Here is a 13,187-nt window from a genome sequence, read left to right on the forward strand (position 1 = left end):
TTAGATTGCAGGGCATGAGCGATCTGTTCGATACCGCCCCCTCGGGTTCCGACCGCCCCGCCGCCCCGGAGGCCGAGGCGCCGCGGCCGCTGGCCGACCGGCTGCGGCCGAAGACCCTGTCCGAGGTCATCGGCCAGGAGAAGGTGCTGGCCCCCGACGGCCCGCTGGGCGCGATGCTGGCCGGGCACAGCCTGTCGTCGCTGATCCTCTGGGGCCCGCCCGGTGTCGGCAAGACCACCATCGCCCGGCTGCTGGCGGCGGAAACCGACCTCGCCTTCGTCCAGATCAGCGCGATCTTCACCGGGGTGCCGGAACTGCGCAAGGTCTTCGAGGCGGCCAAGATGCGGCGCGCCAACGGCAAGGGGACGCTGCTGTTCGTCGACGAGATCCACCGCTTCAACAAGGCCCAGCAGGACGGCTTTCTGCCGCATATGGAAGACGGCACCATCCTCTTGGTCGGCGCCACCACCGAGAACCCGAGTTTCGAGCTCAACGCCGCGCTCTTGTCCCGCTCGCAGGTGATCGTGCTGGAGCGGCTCGGCCTCGCCGATCTCGAACGGCTCGCGCAGCGGGCCGAGAAGGAGGTCGGCCGGGCGATGCCGCTGACCGGTCCGGCACGGGAACAGCTGCTGGAAATGGCCGATGGCGACGGCCGCGCCCTGCTCAACCTGATCGAGCAGGTGATGGCGTGGAAGGTCTCGGCCAATCTCGACCCGCAGGCGCTGGCCGCAAGGCTGATGCGGCGGGCGGCGAAATACGACAAGTCGGGCGACGAGCATTACAACCTGATCTCGGCGCTGCACAAATCGGTGCGCGGCTCGGACCCCGACGCCGCGCTCTACTGGTTCGCCCGGATGCTGGAGGGCGGCGAGGACCCGCGCTACCTGGCCCGCCGGATCACGCGGATGGCGGTGGAAGACATCGGCCTCGCCGATCCGCAGGCGCAGGCGCAGTGCCTCGACGCCTGGCAGACCTACGAACGGCTGGGCAGCCCGGAGGGCGAGCTGGCGCTCGCGCAGGCCGTCACCTACCTGGCGCTGGCGCCGAAATCGAACGCGGCCTACGTCGCCTACAAGGCGGCGCGGGCCGAGGCGCGGCGCACCGGCTCCGAGCCGCCGCCGAAGCACATCCTGAACGCGCCGACCAAGATGATGCAGGAGCAGGGTTACGGCGCCGGCTATGCCTATGACCACGATGCCGAGGACGGGTTCTCGGGCCAGAACTACTTCCCCGAGACGATGAAACGTCCGCTATTTTACGCCCCGCCCGAAAGAGGCTATGAACGCGAGCTGAAGAAGCGAGTCGAGTATTTCGCCCGGCTTCGGGCGAAACGGCAGGGCGGCTGAACGGGGCCGCGCGGACAGGACGGATCAGATGTTGTCAACGGTATTGCAGGTCGCCCTCGGCGGCGCCATCGGGGCTTCGGGCCGCTATCTCGCCGGGGTGTGGATCGGCCACAACTTCCCCAGTCACCAGTTCCCGCTGGGCGTGATCGCGGTGAACATCCTCGGCTCGTTCATCATGGGCGCGCTGGTGGTGTTCCTCGGCCAGCGTGGGCTGACCCATTGGAACGCCCTACTGGCCACCGGCATGCTGGGCGGCTTCACCACCTTCTCGTCCTTCTCGCTGGAAACCTGGCGGCTGATGGATACCGGGCGCTACGACCTGGCGATCACCTATGTCGGCCTCTCGGTCGTCGTTTCGATCATCGCCCTGATCGGCGGGGTGCATGTGATGCGCACCGTGCTGGCGGCCTTCCCGGCATGAGCAGCGTGCGCACCCTGACGGTGTCGGCGGAGGAGGGCGAGCAGCGGCTCGACCGCTGGCTCAAGCGCCGCTTCCCGCAGCTCACCCAGGGCGCGGTCGAGAAACTGTGCCGCAAGGGCCAGATCCGGGTCGATGGCGGCCGGGTCAAGGCGGCGACGCGGGTGGTGCCGGGCAACGTCGTCCGGGTGCCGCCGCTGCCCAAGGCCGAGGCGCCGGCGAAACCGGCCGTGGCCGGGATCCCAGAAGCCGACGCCAAGATGATCCAGGGCTGCGTTCTCTACAAGGACGACCATATCATCGTGCTGAACAAGCCCGCCGGCCTGCCCAGCCAGGGCGGCAGCGGCCAGGGCGGGCGCCACGTCGACGGCCTGGCCGAGGCGCTGAAATTCGGCCGGGCGGACAAGCCCAACCTCGTCCACCGGCTCGACAAGGACACCTCGGGCGTCCTGCTGCTGGCGCGCTCGACAAGGGTAGCGCGGGCGCTGTCCGAGGCGTTCCGCCACCGCAGCACGCGCAAGATCTACTGGGCCGCCGTCGCCGGCGTGCCCAGCCCGCGGATGGGCACCATCCGCTACGGTCTGGTCAAGGCACCGGGCCGGGGCCGCGGCGGCGAGGGCGAGAAGATGCGCTGCGTCCTGCCCAATGAGGTTGCCACCACCGAGGGCGCCAAGCGGGCGACCACCGATTACGCGGTGCTCGACGCGCTGGGGACGCGGGCGGCCTGGGTCGCGCTGGTGCCGATCACCGGCCGCACCCACCAGCTTCGCGCCCACATGGCCGAGATCGGCCACCCGATCGTCGGCGACGGCAAATACGGCGGTTCGGGGCAGGAGAATCTGGGCGACGGCTGGGGCGCGCAGCTGGGCGGCGAGATCAGCCGCAAGCTGCATCTCCATGCCCGCTCGCTCAGCTTCGTCCACCCGATCACCAAGCAGGCCATGACCTTCACCGCGCCGCTGCCGCCGCATATGAAGAAAACTTGGAAGACACTGGGCTGGCACGAGGGCGACGTCCCCGCCGATCCCTTCGCGGAGGAAGAATGAAAGGACCGATCCGGCTGGTGGTCTTCGATGTCGACGGCACGCTCGTCGACAGCCAGAAAGACATTCTCGACGCCATGGCGCGGGCCTTCGAGGCCGAGGGCTACGCCGTTCCCGACGATGCGGCCGTCCTGGCCAGCGTCGGCCTGTCGCTGCCCGAGGCGATGGCGCAGCTGGCGCCCGATCTCGACGCCGCCGCCCGCAGCGGACTGGTCTCGGCCTATCGCGACGGTTTCCTGACCTCGGCGCGGCATGTCGAGCCGCCGCTCTACCCCGGCGTTCGCGACACGCTGGCGGCGCTTCGGGCGCGGCCCGAGCTGCTGCTGGGGGTGGCGACGGGAAAGTCGCGCCGCGGGCTTGATCACATCCTCGTCGCGCACGATCTGGAGGGGGTGTTCCTGTCGACCCAGGTCGCCGACGACCACCCGTCCAAGCCGAACCCCTCGATGCTGCTGGCGGCGCTGCGCGAGACCGGGGCCGAGGCCTGCAACGCCGCGATGGTGGGCGACACGGAATACGACATCGCCATGGGCCGGGCGGCGGGCTTCGCCACCGTCGGCGTCAGCTGGGGCTACCAGCCGGTCGACCGGCTGCAGGCGGCCGGGGCGGATGTGGTGATCGACGACTTCGCGGCGCTGCCGGCGGCGCTGGACCGGATTTGGGAGAGCTAGATGGCGGAATGGGCGCCGAAACGGTTCTGGAAAGAGACGCAGGTGGTGCCGGCCGAGGGCGGCTGGACGGTGCAGCTCGATGGCCGCGCGGTCAAGACGCCGGCCAAGGCGCCGCTGGTGGTGCCGACACGGGCGCTGGCCGAGGCGATCGCCGCCGAATGGCAGGCGCAGGAAGACAAGGTCGACCCGGCGACAATGCCCTTCACCCGGGCGGCCAATGCCGCGATCGACAAGGTGACGGTCCAGTTCGACGAGGTCGCGGCGATGCTGGCAAGCTATGGCGACAGCGACCTGCTGTGCTACCGCGCCGAGGGCCCCGAGGGCCTGGTCGCCCGTCAGGCCGAGGCCTGGGATCCGCTGCTGGACTGGGTCGCCGAGGCCTTCGGCGCGCCGCTGACCCCGGTCTCGGGGGTGATGCACGCCGCCCAGCCGGAGCAGAGCCTGAAGGCGCTCGAGGCCCGGGTGCGGGCGCTGACGCCCTTCGAGATGACCGCGTTTCACGACCTGGTCACCATCTCGGGCTCCCTGGTGATCGGTCTGGCGGCGGTCGAGGGCCGGGCTGGCACGGATGTGCTCTGGCCGCTGTCGCGGATCGACGAGGACTGGCAGGCAGAGCAATGGGGCCGTGACGACGAGGCCGCGGAACATGCCGAGCTGCGCCGCGAAGCCTTTGAACATGCCGGGCGATTCTTCGATCTGACCCGGCGGGCGGACTGACTGCCAGCCCTGCAATTTTCGATTTGCCCAATCCGCAGGCGTGGCGGGCCGTGCCTTAGGCGCTGGGCCGGATTGGTTCGCAGCCGCGGAGTCGGTCTTGACGTGTTCTCTCGATTCCGCCCAAACTGCCGGTCACTAAAGGGTAACATGCTCTTGAGTAATCGCCCTCGACCCTTCGGGTCGTATGAACCGCCCGAGACATGGCGGAAAATCAGGAAGAGGTAAGTATGAAAAAATCCGTATTTCTTGGCACGCTGGCAGTTGCCGGGCTGACGGCCGGCATCGCCGCGGCCGGGACGCTGGAAGACGTCCAGGCGCGCGGTGTGCTGAACTGCGGCGTGACCACCGGCCTTGCCGGCTTTGCTGCGCCGGATTCGAATGGTGTCTGGCAGGGCTTCGACGTCAGTTACTGCCGTGCCGTCGCCGCCGCTGTCCTGAAGGACCCGACCAAGGTCAAGTTCGTGCCGACCACCGGCCAGACCCGCTTTACCGCGCTGGCCTCGGGCGAAGTCGACATGCTGGCCCGGAACACGACCTGGACCTTCAGCCGCGACGTCGACCTGAAGTTCACCTTCGTCGGCATCAACTACTATGACGGCCAGGGCTTCATGGTTCCGAAGTCGCTTGGCGTGTCCTCGGCGAAAGAACTCGACGGCGCCACCGTCTGCATCCAGACCGGCACCACGACCGAGCTGAACCTGGCCGACTACTTCAAGGCCAACAACATGCAGTACGAGCCGGTCCCGATCGAGACCAACGCGGAAGCGCAGCAGCAGTTCCTGGCCGGCGCCTGCGACGTCTACACCACCGACCGTTCGGGCCTGGCCGCCACCCGCGCGACCTTCGCCAACCCGGGCGATTACGTGATCCTGCCCGAGACGATCTCGAAAGAGCCGCTCGGTCCGCTCGTCCGCCAGGGCGACGACCAGTGGGCCGACATCGTGCGCTGGGTGACCAACGCGCTGGTCGAGGCCGAAGACCTCGGCATCACCTCGGCCAATCTCGAGGAACTGTCGAAAGGCACCAACAACCCCGAGATCAACCGCATGCTCGGCACCGAGGGCAACTTCGGCGAGATGCTGGGTCTCGACAAGGATTGGGCCAAGCGCGCCATTGCCGCCAACGGCAACTATGGCGAGATCTTCGCCGCCAACCTGGGCGAGTCGACCCCGATCGGCCTGGCCCGCGGCCTGAACGCCCTGTGGACCCAGGGTGGTCTTCAGTATTCGCCGCCGTTCCGCTAAACGGCGACCGGGAAGGGCGCGCGACCAGCGCGCCCTTTTCGTTCTTGAAGCGCAACCCAGCCGCACCGATCCGCCGGGACCGAGACCGCCGGATCTAAGAAAAAGCCCGCGGCGGGCCCCTGGGGGTAGACACCAATGACAACAATGAATGAGACGCCGAAAGCCAGCTTTCGGCTGAGCATGCTCATCTACGACACCCGGTATCGGTCGCTGACGATCCAGGTGATCTTCATGTTCCTGCTGATGGCGGGAGCGACCTGGCTGGTCAACAACACGATCCAGAACCTGCACACGCTGGGCAAGGATTTCAATTTCGGCTTCCTGGAGATGCGCTCCGGGTACGATATCAACCAGCATTTCATTCAGTATTCCAATGACAGCACCCATGCCCGCGCCATGCTGGTCGGGCTGCTCAACACGCTGTTCATCGCCTTCATCTCCTGCGTCGCCGCCACCGTTCTGGGCGTCGTCGCCGGGGTGCTGCGGCTGTCGAAGAACTGGATCGTCGCCAAGCTGATGTCGATCTATGTCGAGGCGTTTCGCAACATCCCGCTGCTGATCTGGATCCTGATCATCTTCGCGATCATGACCGAAGCGATGCCGGCGCCCTCGGCCTTCCGCGGCGCCAACCCGAGCGCATCGATGATGCTGTTCGACTCGATCGCGGTCACCAATCGCGGCGTCTACATCCCCGAGCCGCTGTTCACGCGCAGCCTCGGCAATATCGACATCGGCATCTTCCTGATCAGCCTCGACCTGATCGCCATCCTTGCCGCCATCGTCGGCGGCATCTGGGGCTACAAGGCGCTGCAGCGCCGGGCCGAGCGGATCCAGAACGCCACCGGCGTGCGCCCGGTGACCTGGTGGAAAAGCCTGCTGCTGATCTTCGGGCCGGTGCTGGTCGTCCTGTTCGCGCTGGGCTTCCACCTTGGCTATCCCGAGCTCAAGGGTTTCAACTTCCGCGGCGGTATCCAGGCCCGCAACTCGCTGATCGCGCTCTGGCTGGCGCTGTCGATCTATACCGGCGCCTTCATCGCCGAGATCGTCCGCGCTGGCATCCAGGCGATCTCGCACGGGCAGAGCGAGGCGGCGCTGGCGCTGGGGCTGCGGCCGGGGCAGACGATGAACCTCGTCGTGCTGCCGCAGGCGCTGCGCGTCATCATCCCGCCGATGATCTCGGAATATCTCAACATCACCAAGAACACCTCGCTGGCCATCGCCGTGGGCTACATGGACCTGCGCGCGACGCTGGGCGGAATCACCCTGAACCAGACCGGGCGCGAGCTCGAGGCGATGCTGCTGATGATGGGGATCTACCTGGTGATCAGCCTGCTGATCTCCTCGGCGATGAACCTCTACAACCGCAGCGTCAAGCTGAAGGAGCGCTGAGATGACCCAGGATTCGCTCCAATTCGTCCGCACCGAGATGCTGCCGCCGCAGGCGCCGCCCAGCTCTCAGGTCGGCGCCATCCGCTGGGCGCGCGAGAACCTGTTCTCGGGCTGGGCCAACTCGGCCCTGACCCTGATCTCGCTGTTCTTCATCGCCCGCTTCGTGGCCGATGTCGGGCCGTGGTTCCTGCACACCGTCTGGAGCGCCGACTCGCTCAACCAGTGCCGCGAGGTTCTCAAGACGGATTACGGCCCCGATGTCGGCGGCGCCTGCTTCGCGGTGATCCGCGACCGCTGGCACCAGCTGCTGTTCGGCTTCTATCCCGACGACGCCTATTGGCGCCCGGTCCTGACCCTGGTGCTGATGCTGGTGGCCTTCGCGCCGATCCTGTTCAGCCACCTGCCGCGCAAGCTGCTGTGGTTCTCGGCGATCTATCCGGGCCTCGCCTTCTTCCTGCTCTGGGGCGGGTCGTTCTGGTTCCCCTTCGTCGCCATGGCCGGCTTTGCCGTCGGCGGCGTGGCGGTGCGGCTGACCATCGACCGCTCGACCGTGCTGGGCGCCGTCTCCGGCATCGCCGCGGCCCTGATCTGGTGGTTCTTCATCGCCGGTCCGGTGGATGAATTCCTGCAAAGCGTCGTGCCCGTCGGCCTGCCCTTCGTGAAGTCGAGCGATTTCGGCGGCTTCCTGCTGTCGATCATCATCGGCATCACCGGCATCTCGCTGTCGCTGCCTTTGGGTATCCTGCTGGCGCTGGGCCGGATGTCGGATATGCCGCTGGTCAAGTATTCCTCGATCTGGTTCATCGAGTTCATCCGCGGCGTGCCGCTGATCACGCTGCTGTTCACCGCCTCGCTGCTGCTGAACTACTTCCTGCCGCCGGGCACCAATTTCGACCTGATCCTGCGCGTCGTCATCATGGTGACGCTGTTCGCCTCGGCCTATATCGCCGAGGTGATCCGGGGCGGCCTGGCCGCCCTGCCGCGGGGCCAGTTCGAGGCCGCCGACGCGCTCGGGCTCGATTACTGGAAGGCGCAGCGGCTGATCATCATGCCGCAGGCGCTGAAAATCTCGATCCCCGGCATCGTCAACACCTTCATCGGCCTGTTCAAGGATACGACGCTGGTGGTCTTCATCGGCCTTCTCGACCCGATCGGCCTCGTCAGCGCCATCCGCGCCTCGACCGACTGGAACGGCATCTACTGGGAGCTGTTCATCTTCGTCGGGGCCCTGTTCTTCATCTTCTGCTACAGCATGTCGCGCTACTCGATGTATCTCGAGCGCAAGCTGAAAACGGATCATCGGTAAGGAGCCGTCCAATGTCCGAACTCATGACCGAGCGCCAGATCGACCGCAGCCATATGCAGGTGTCGTCGGAAGTGGCGGTCCAGATCACCAACATGAACAAGTGGTACGGCACCTTCCACGTGCTGCGCGACATCAACCTGACCGTCAACAAGGGTGAACGCATCGTCATTGCCGGGCCCTCGGGCTCGGGCAAGTCGACGCTGATCCGCTGCATCAACCGGCTGGAGGAACACCAGGCGGGGCAGATCATCGTCGACGGCACCGAACTGACGAGCGACCTCAAGAACATCGACAAGGTGCGCTCCGAGGTCGGGATGGTGTTCCAGCACTTCAACCTGTTCCCGCACCTGACGATCCTCGAGAACTGTACCCTGGCACCGATCTGGGTGCGCAAGGTGCCGAGAAAGGAAGCCGAGGAAACCGCGATGCATTTCCTCGAGAAGGTGAAGATCCCCGAGCAGGCGCACAAGTATCCCGGCCAGCTCTCGGGCGGCCAGCAGCAGCGGGTGGCGATTGCCCGCAGCCTCTGCATGAAGCCGCGGATCATGCTGTTCGACGAACCGACCTCGGCCCTCGACCCCGAGATGATCAAGGAGGTGCTCGACACCATGATCAGCCTCGCCGAGGAGGGGATGACCATGCTTTGCGTCACCCACGAGATGGGTTTTGCCCGCCAGGTCGCCAACCGGGTGATCTTCATGGATCAGGGCCAGATCGTCGAACAGAACGAGCCCGAGGAGTTCTTCAACAACCCGCAGAGCGACCGGACCAAGCTGTTCCTCAGCCAGATCCTCGGTCACTGACCCGCGCGGCAGAATTGGAAAGGCCCCGGGGTTCCGGGGCCTTTCGTCATTTCCGGGGTGGGCCTTGCCGGGCGGTCACGGCCCCGGCGGGCTCAGCCGCCGGACCACCCGGCGCAGGCGGTCGGTGAAGGCGCGGGCGGCGGGCGACAGCGCCCGGTCGCTCGGGTGAATGACGACCACCTCGCGCCCGATCACCGGGTCCGCAAGCGACCGGCCGACCACCGCCCGCCCTTCCGCCGCCGCCAGCGCGTAGGTCGGCAGCACCGTCACCCCCAGCCCGGCCGCCACCAGCGCCAGCGCGGTGGCGATCTGGTGGACCTCGTGCGCGGGCCGCAGCGGCTGCTCGACCGTCTCGAAGCCGATCTCGACCAGCAGCCGGATGCCGCTTTCCCGGGTCAGGGCGATCAGCGGCTCCCCGGCCAGGTCGCGCCAGCCCGGCGCAGGCGAGGCGGCAAGGGGATGATCGGGCGGGCAGAACAGCATCAGGTCGTCGCGGATGATCGGCAGCCGTTCGAGCCCGGGATCGAGGCTCTGGAACGTGCCGATGCCGAGATCGGCCTGGCCCGAGGCGACGCCGGCGACGATGCGGTCGGTGCCGACATCCTCGACCGCCACGTCCACGCCGGGATGCTCCGCCCGGAATTCCACGATCGCCTGCGGCAGCACCGCGGCCGCCAGCAGCGGCGGGGCGGCGATGTGGATGCGGCCCCGGCGCAGCGCGGCCAGGTCGCGGGCATGGCCGACGGCGCGGTCGATCTCGTCCAGCCCCTTGGCCGCCTGGTCGCGGAAGGCGCGGCCGGCCTCGGTCAGCTCGACCCGCCGCGTGGTGCGGTCGAACAGCCGGACGTCGAGCTCGGCCTCGAGGTCGCGCACCGCCTGGCTCAGCGCCGGCTGGGTCGAGCCCAGCCGCTCGGCGGCGCGGGAGAAATTGCCAAGCTCGGCAACGGCGAGGACGGCCTCGATCTGGCGCAGGGTGAATCGCATCGTCTATCCATTTTATTTATCAATTAATAAAACAAATCAGCCTTAACGTATATGTCCGCCTTTGCTGTAGTTCCGGGAACGGAGGATGCGGATGGATGGCATGTCGGACAGGACAGCGGGTTGGATCGGCCGGGCGATGCCCCGGCGCGAGGACCCGCGCCTGCTGTCGGGCCGGGGCCGCTATGTCGACGACATCGCGCCGGCGGGCTGCCTCCACCTCGCCCTTTTGCGCAACCCGCTCTCGGCCGGGCGGCTGGCCGCGCTCGACGTCTCGGCGGCGCGCGCGGCCGAGGGCGTGGCGCTGGTGCTGACCGGCGCCGATCTTGCCGGGCTCGGCGCCTCGGCGGTCAATCCCCTGCTGCCCGAGGCGCGCGCGGTGCCGATGCAGCCGCTCGCGGCGGAGCGGGTCGGGGCGGCGGGCCAGCCCCTTGCGGCGGTGGTTGCCCGCAGCCCGGAAGCGGCGCAGGCGGCGCTGGAACTGATCGATTTCGAGATCGAGGAGGAGGCGGAAATCGCCGATCCCGAGGTCGCCCGCCATGGCTGGCTGGCGGGGCAGGTCGAGGAAGCCTTCGCCCGCGCCGCGCGGGTCGTCCGCGTCACCGCCGATCACGCCCTGGTCGCGCCGATGGCGCTGGAACCGCGGGCGGCGCTGGCCGAGATGGCGGAGGGGCGGCTGACGGTCTGGCTTTCGACCCAGACGCCGAACCGCTGCCGCGAGGACCTCGCCAGCATCCTCGGCATCGACCGGGCGGAAATCCGGGTGATCGCGCCGGATGTCGGCGGCGCCTTCGGCGGCAAGGCATCGCTGATGCCCGAGGACGTGCTGGTCGCCCATGCCGCGCGGCTGCTGGATGCGCCGGTGAAATGGCGCGCCAGCCGCAGCGACGAGTTCCTGGCCGCGACCCAGGGCCGGGGTGCCGAGACGCGGGCCGCGCTGGCGCTGGACGGCGCCGGCCGGATGACCGCGCTGCGGGCCGAGCTGCGCTTTCCGCTCGGCCACTGGATGCCGCATTCGGCGCTGGCGCCGGCGCGCAATGCCGGGCGCATCCTGCCCGGCCCCTACCGGGTGGCGGCGGTCGATATCGCCCTGACGGCACGGCTGATGCCGATGGCAGCGGTCAACATCTATCGCGGCGCCGGGCGGCCCGAGGCGACGCTGCTGATGGAGCGGCTGATCGACCGGGCGGCCGAGGCGCTGGGGATCGACCCGCTGGAGATGCGGCGGCGGCAGCTGATCGCGGCCGAGACGCTGCCGGGGCGGACGCCGACCGGCGAGACCCTCGACCGCGGCGATTATGCCGGGCTGCTCGACCGGCTGGCCGAGGTTTCGGGCTATGACGCCCTGCGCCGGGCGCAGGCGCGGCGGCGGGCGGCGGGCGCGGTCTGCGGCCTCGGCCTCGCGCTCTATGTCGAGCCCTGCGGCCAGGGCTGGGAAACGGCGGAAATCCAGCTTCTGCCCGACGGACGGCTGCGGGCGCTCACCGGCGCCTCGGCACAGGGTCAGGGGCGCGAGACCGCCTTCGCCCAGATCGTCGCCGAGGCGCTGGGCACGGCGCCGCAGGCGGTCGAGGTCGTCGAGGGCGACACCGACCGGATCGACCGCGGCATCGGCGCGCTGGCCAGCCGCTCGACCGCGATCGGCGGCTCGGCGATGTGGGCGGCCTGCGCCGCACTGAAGGCGCAGGCGCGGCAGGCGCTGGCCGCCGCGCTGGGGGCCGACGAGGTGGCAGAGACCGATGCGGGTTTCGCCGCGGGCGGGCGGCGTTACGGCTGGGCCGAGATCGCCCGGCTGCTGGCCACGGGCGACGGCCCGGTGCTGTCCGCCTCCCACACCCACACTGCCGAGGCCGAGGCCTGGGCCAGCGGCGCCTGCCTGGCCGAGGTCGCGCTCGACCCCGACACCGGGGTGCCGACAGTCGAGCGGATCACCTGGGTCGACGATGCCGGCCGGGTGGTGAACCCGCTGCTGGCCGAGGGCCAGCTCATCGGCGGGCTGGCGCAGGGGCTGGGCGCGGCGCTGATGGAGCGCATGGTGCACGAGGACGGCCAGGTGCTGACCGGCAGCCTGATGGATTACGCCGTGCCGCGCGCCAGCGACATGCCGCCGGTGCGGATCGACAGCCGCCCGGTGCCCTCGGCCGCCAATCCGCTCGGCGTCAAGGGCGTGGGCGAGGCCGGCAGCATCGGCGTGCCGGCGGCCCTCGTCAACGCCATTCAGGACGCGCTGATCCCCTTCGGCGCCCCCGATCTCTCCCTGCCGCTGACCAGCGAAAAGCTGTGGCGCGCGATGACGAAGGACAGGACATGAAGTATTCCCGCAAGGACGCCAAGGCCCATTCGAGGGCGACGATGAAGGGCATCTGGGCCGCTGCCCTGATGCCGTTCCGCGACGACCTCTCGATCGACGAAGACGGGTTCCGCGCCAATATCGAGCACTGGATCGAGGATCTCGGCATCGATGGCTTCTTCATCACCGGCAAGCAGGGCGAGTTCTTCTCGATGTCGCTGGACGAGCGCAAGCGCAGCTTCGAGCTTGCCGTCGCCGCCTGCGACGGCCGGGCCCAGACGATCATGTCCTGCTCCGACCAGAACATGGACGTGGTGATCGACCTCGCCCGCCATGCCCAGGATTGCGGCGCCGATTACATCGTCGTCCACGCCCCGGTGCTGCACTTCCTCAAGCGGCAGGACGAGACCCTGTTGCGCTATTACGAGACCATCGCCGAAAAGGTCGATATCGGCATCGCGCTGTGGTCGCATCCCGACAGCGGCTACCTGATGAGCCCCGAGCTTTGCACCCGGCTGGCCGAGATCGAGACCGTGGTCGCGATCAAGTATTCCGTCCCGCGCGAGATGTATGTCCGGCTGACAGAGCTGGCGGGCGACAAGATCCTGGTCTCGACCGCCTCCGAGGAGGAGTGGCTCGACAATATCCTCGAGCTGAACTGGCAGCTCTATCTCTGCTCGTCGCCGCCCTTCCTGCTGCAGACAGCGGCCGACCGGCGGATGCGGGACTACACCGACCTGGCTTTCGCCGGGAAGGTGGAAGAGGCGCGGGCGCTGCGCGACAGCCTCGAACCGGTGCGCCGCGCCCTGCGCGAGACGCGGCCGGCCGAGAAGCCCCATGCGCACCAGAAATACTGGCAGGAACTGCTGGGGCAGGCGGGCGGCCGGGTGCGGCCGCCGATGCTGGAACTGACCGAAGACGAGAAACGCGCGACCCGCGCCGCCTTCGCGGCCTGCGGGCTCAAAACCGCCTGAGGGCG

General features: G+C 68.4%; 12 protein-coding genes. 11 read left to right on the forward strand and 1 reads right to left on the reverse strand.

The genetic code is table 11. The features are described from left to right. Positions 1-14: 14 nt before the first annotated feature. The 9 genes from ACFOES_RS12365 to ACFOES_RS12405 all read left to right on the forward strand — a co-directional run bounded on the left by ACFOES_RS12365 (position 15) and on the right by ACFOES_RS12405 (position 8,937). Positions 15-1,346 carry a replication-associated recombination protein A gene (locus tag ACFOES_RS12365; RefSeq protein ID WP_377833599.1) on the forward strand — a complete coding sequence of 444 codons (1,332 nt, stop codon included), beginning with the start codon at positions 15-17 and terminating at the stop codon, positions 1,344-1,346. Between the two features lie 28 nt (positions 1,347-1,374). Then, positions 1,375-1,767 (forward strand): fluoride efflux transporter CrcB, encoded by a 393-nt coding sequence (gene crcB, locus ACFOES_RS12370; RefSeq protein WP_377833600.1) that lies wholly within the window; start codon positions 1,375-1,377, stop codon positions 1,765-1,767. Next, the gene (locus ACFOES_RS12375) at positions 1,764-2,810 is read left to right on the forward strand and encodes an RluA family pseudouridine synthase (RefSeq protein WP_377833601.1); all 1,047 of its coding nucleotides are present in this window, start codon (positions 1,764-1,766) and stop codon (positions 2,808-2,810) included. The genes crcB and ACFOES_RS12375 overlap by 4 nt, the downstream gene beginning before the upstream one ends. After that, positions 2,807-3,478: an HAD-IA family hydrolase gene (locus ACFOES_RS12380; RefSeq protein WP_377833602.1), complete on the forward strand. Its 672-nt coding sequence runs from the start codon at positions 2,807-2,809 to the stop codon at positions 3,476-3,478. Before ACFOES_RS12375 ends, ACFOES_RS12380 begins: the two co-directional genes overlap by 4 nt. Next, on the forward strand, positions 3,479-4,195 hold the full coding sequence (locus tag ACFOES_RS12385) for an ATP12 family chaperone protein (RefSeq protein ID WP_377833603.1): 717 nt from the start codon (positions 3,479-3,481) through the stop codon (positions 4,193-4,195). A 227-nt stretch (positions 4,196-4,422) separates the two neighbouring features. After that, a complete protein-coding gene (locus ACFOES_RS12390; RefSeq protein WP_377833604.1) occupies positions 4,423-5,439 on the forward strand; it encodes an amino acid ABC transporter substrate-binding protein in 1,017 nt (338 codons plus the stop codon). Positions 5,440-5,574: 135 nt separating this feature from the next. Next, complete coding sequence (locus ACFOES_RS12395) at positions 5,575-6,828, forward strand: amino acid ABC transporter permease (RefSeq protein ID WP_377833605.1); 1,254 nt, start codon at positions 5,575-5,577, stop codon at positions 6,826-6,828. A gap of 1 nt (position 6,829) precedes the next feature. Next, complete coding sequence (locus ACFOES_RS12400) at positions 6,830-8,134, forward strand: amino acid ABC transporter permease (RefSeq protein WP_377833606.1); 1,305 nt, start codon at positions 6,830-6,832, stop codon at positions 8,132-8,134. An 11-nt stretch (positions 8,135-8,145) separates the two neighbouring features. After that, positions 8,146-8,937 carry an amino acid ABC transporter ATP-binding protein gene (locus tag ACFOES_RS12405; protein WP_377833607.1) on the forward strand — a complete coding sequence of 264 codons (792 nt, stop codon included), beginning with the start codon at positions 8,146-8,148 and terminating at the stop codon, positions 8,935-8,937. 75 nt (positions 8,938-9,012) lie between these two features. Here the strand turns inward: ACFOES_RS12405 and ACFOES_RS12410 are convergent, their stop codons facing one another. Continuing rightward, entirely contained in the window at positions 9,013-9,921 is a 909-nt protein-coding gene (locus tag ACFOES_RS12410) for a LysR family transcriptional regulator (RefSeq protein ID WP_377833608.1), read from the reverse strand. A gap of 100 nt (positions 9,922-10,021) precedes the next feature. Here ACFOES_RS12410 and ACFOES_RS12415 point away from each other — a divergent pair, with 100 nt between their 5' ends. Together ACFOES_RS12415 and ACFOES_RS12420 are read left to right on the forward strand one after the other, a co-directional pair. After that, complete coding sequence (locus ACFOES_RS12415) at positions 10,022-12,229, forward strand: xanthine dehydrogenase family protein molybdopterin-binding subunit (protein WP_377833609.1); 2,208 nt, start codon at positions 10,022-10,024, stop codon at positions 12,227-12,229. Then, entirely contained in the window at positions 12,226-13,182 is a 957-nt protein-coding gene (locus tag ACFOES_RS12420; RefSeq protein WP_377833610.1) for a dihydrodipicolinate synthase family protein, read from the forward strand. Before ACFOES_RS12415 ends, ACFOES_RS12420 begins: the two co-directional genes overlap by 4 nt. Positions 13,183-13,187: the final 5 nt, after the last annotated feature.

It is taken from the genome of Acidimangrovimonas pyrenivorans, from assembly GCF_042643245.1.
Classification (GTDB): domain Bacteria; phylum Pseudomonadota; class Alphaproteobacteria; order Rhodobacterales; family Rhodobacteraceae; genus Acidimangrovimonas; species Acidimangrovimonas pyrenivorans.

Excerpts from the sequence above, each read along its gene's own strand:
- ACFOES_RS12380 (WP_377833602.1), top strand. The coding sequence starts at position 2,807 with ATGAAAGGACCGATCCGGCTGGTGGTCTTCGATGTCGACGGCACGCTC.
- ACFOES_RS12385 (WP_377833603.1), top strand. The coding sequence starts at position 3,479 with ATGGCGGAATGGGCGCCGAAACGGTTCTGGAAAGAGACGCAGGTGGTG.
- ACFOES_RS12410 (WP_377833608.1), bottom strand. The coding sequence starts at position 9,921 with ATGCGATTCACCCTGCGCCAGATCGAGGCCGTCCTCGCCGTTGCCGAG.
- ACFOES_RS12395 (WP_377833605.1), top strand. The coding sequence starts at position 5,575 with ATGACAACAATGAATGAGACGCCGAAAGCCAGCTTTCGGCTGAGCATG.
- ACFOES_RS12415 (WP_377833609.1), top strand. The coding sequence starts at position 10,022 with ATGTCGGACAGGACAGCGGGTTGGATCGGCCGGGCGATGCCCCGGCGC.
- ACFOES_RS12365 (WP_377833599.1), top strand. The coding sequence starts at position 15 with ATGAGCGATCTGTTCGATACCGCCCCCTCGGGTTCCGACCGCCCCGCC.
- ACFOES_RS12375 (WP_377833601.1), top strand. The coding sequence starts at position 1,764 with ATGAGCAGCGTGCGCACCCTGACGGTGTCGGCGGAGGAGGGCGAGCAG.
- ACFOES_RS12400 (WP_377833606.1), top strand. The coding sequence starts at position 6,830 with ATGACCCAGGATTCGCTCCAATTCGTCCGCACCGAGATGCTGCCGCCG.
- ACFOES_RS12420 (WP_377833610.1), top strand. The coding sequence starts at position 12,226 with ATGAAGTATTCCCGCAAGGACGCCAAGGCCCATTCGAGGGCGACGATG.
- crcB (WP_377833600.1), top strand. The coding sequence starts at position 1,375 with ATGTTGTCAACGGTATTGCAGGTCGCCCTCGGCGGCGCCATCGGGGCT.
- ACFOES_RS12405 (WP_377833607.1), top strand. The coding sequence starts at position 8,146 with ATGTCCGAACTCATGACCGAGCGCCAGATCGACCGCAGCCATATGCAG.
- ACFOES_RS12390 (WP_377833604.1), top strand. The coding sequence starts at position 4,423 with ATGAAAAAATCCGTATTTCTTGGCACGCTGGCAGTTGCCGGGCTGACG.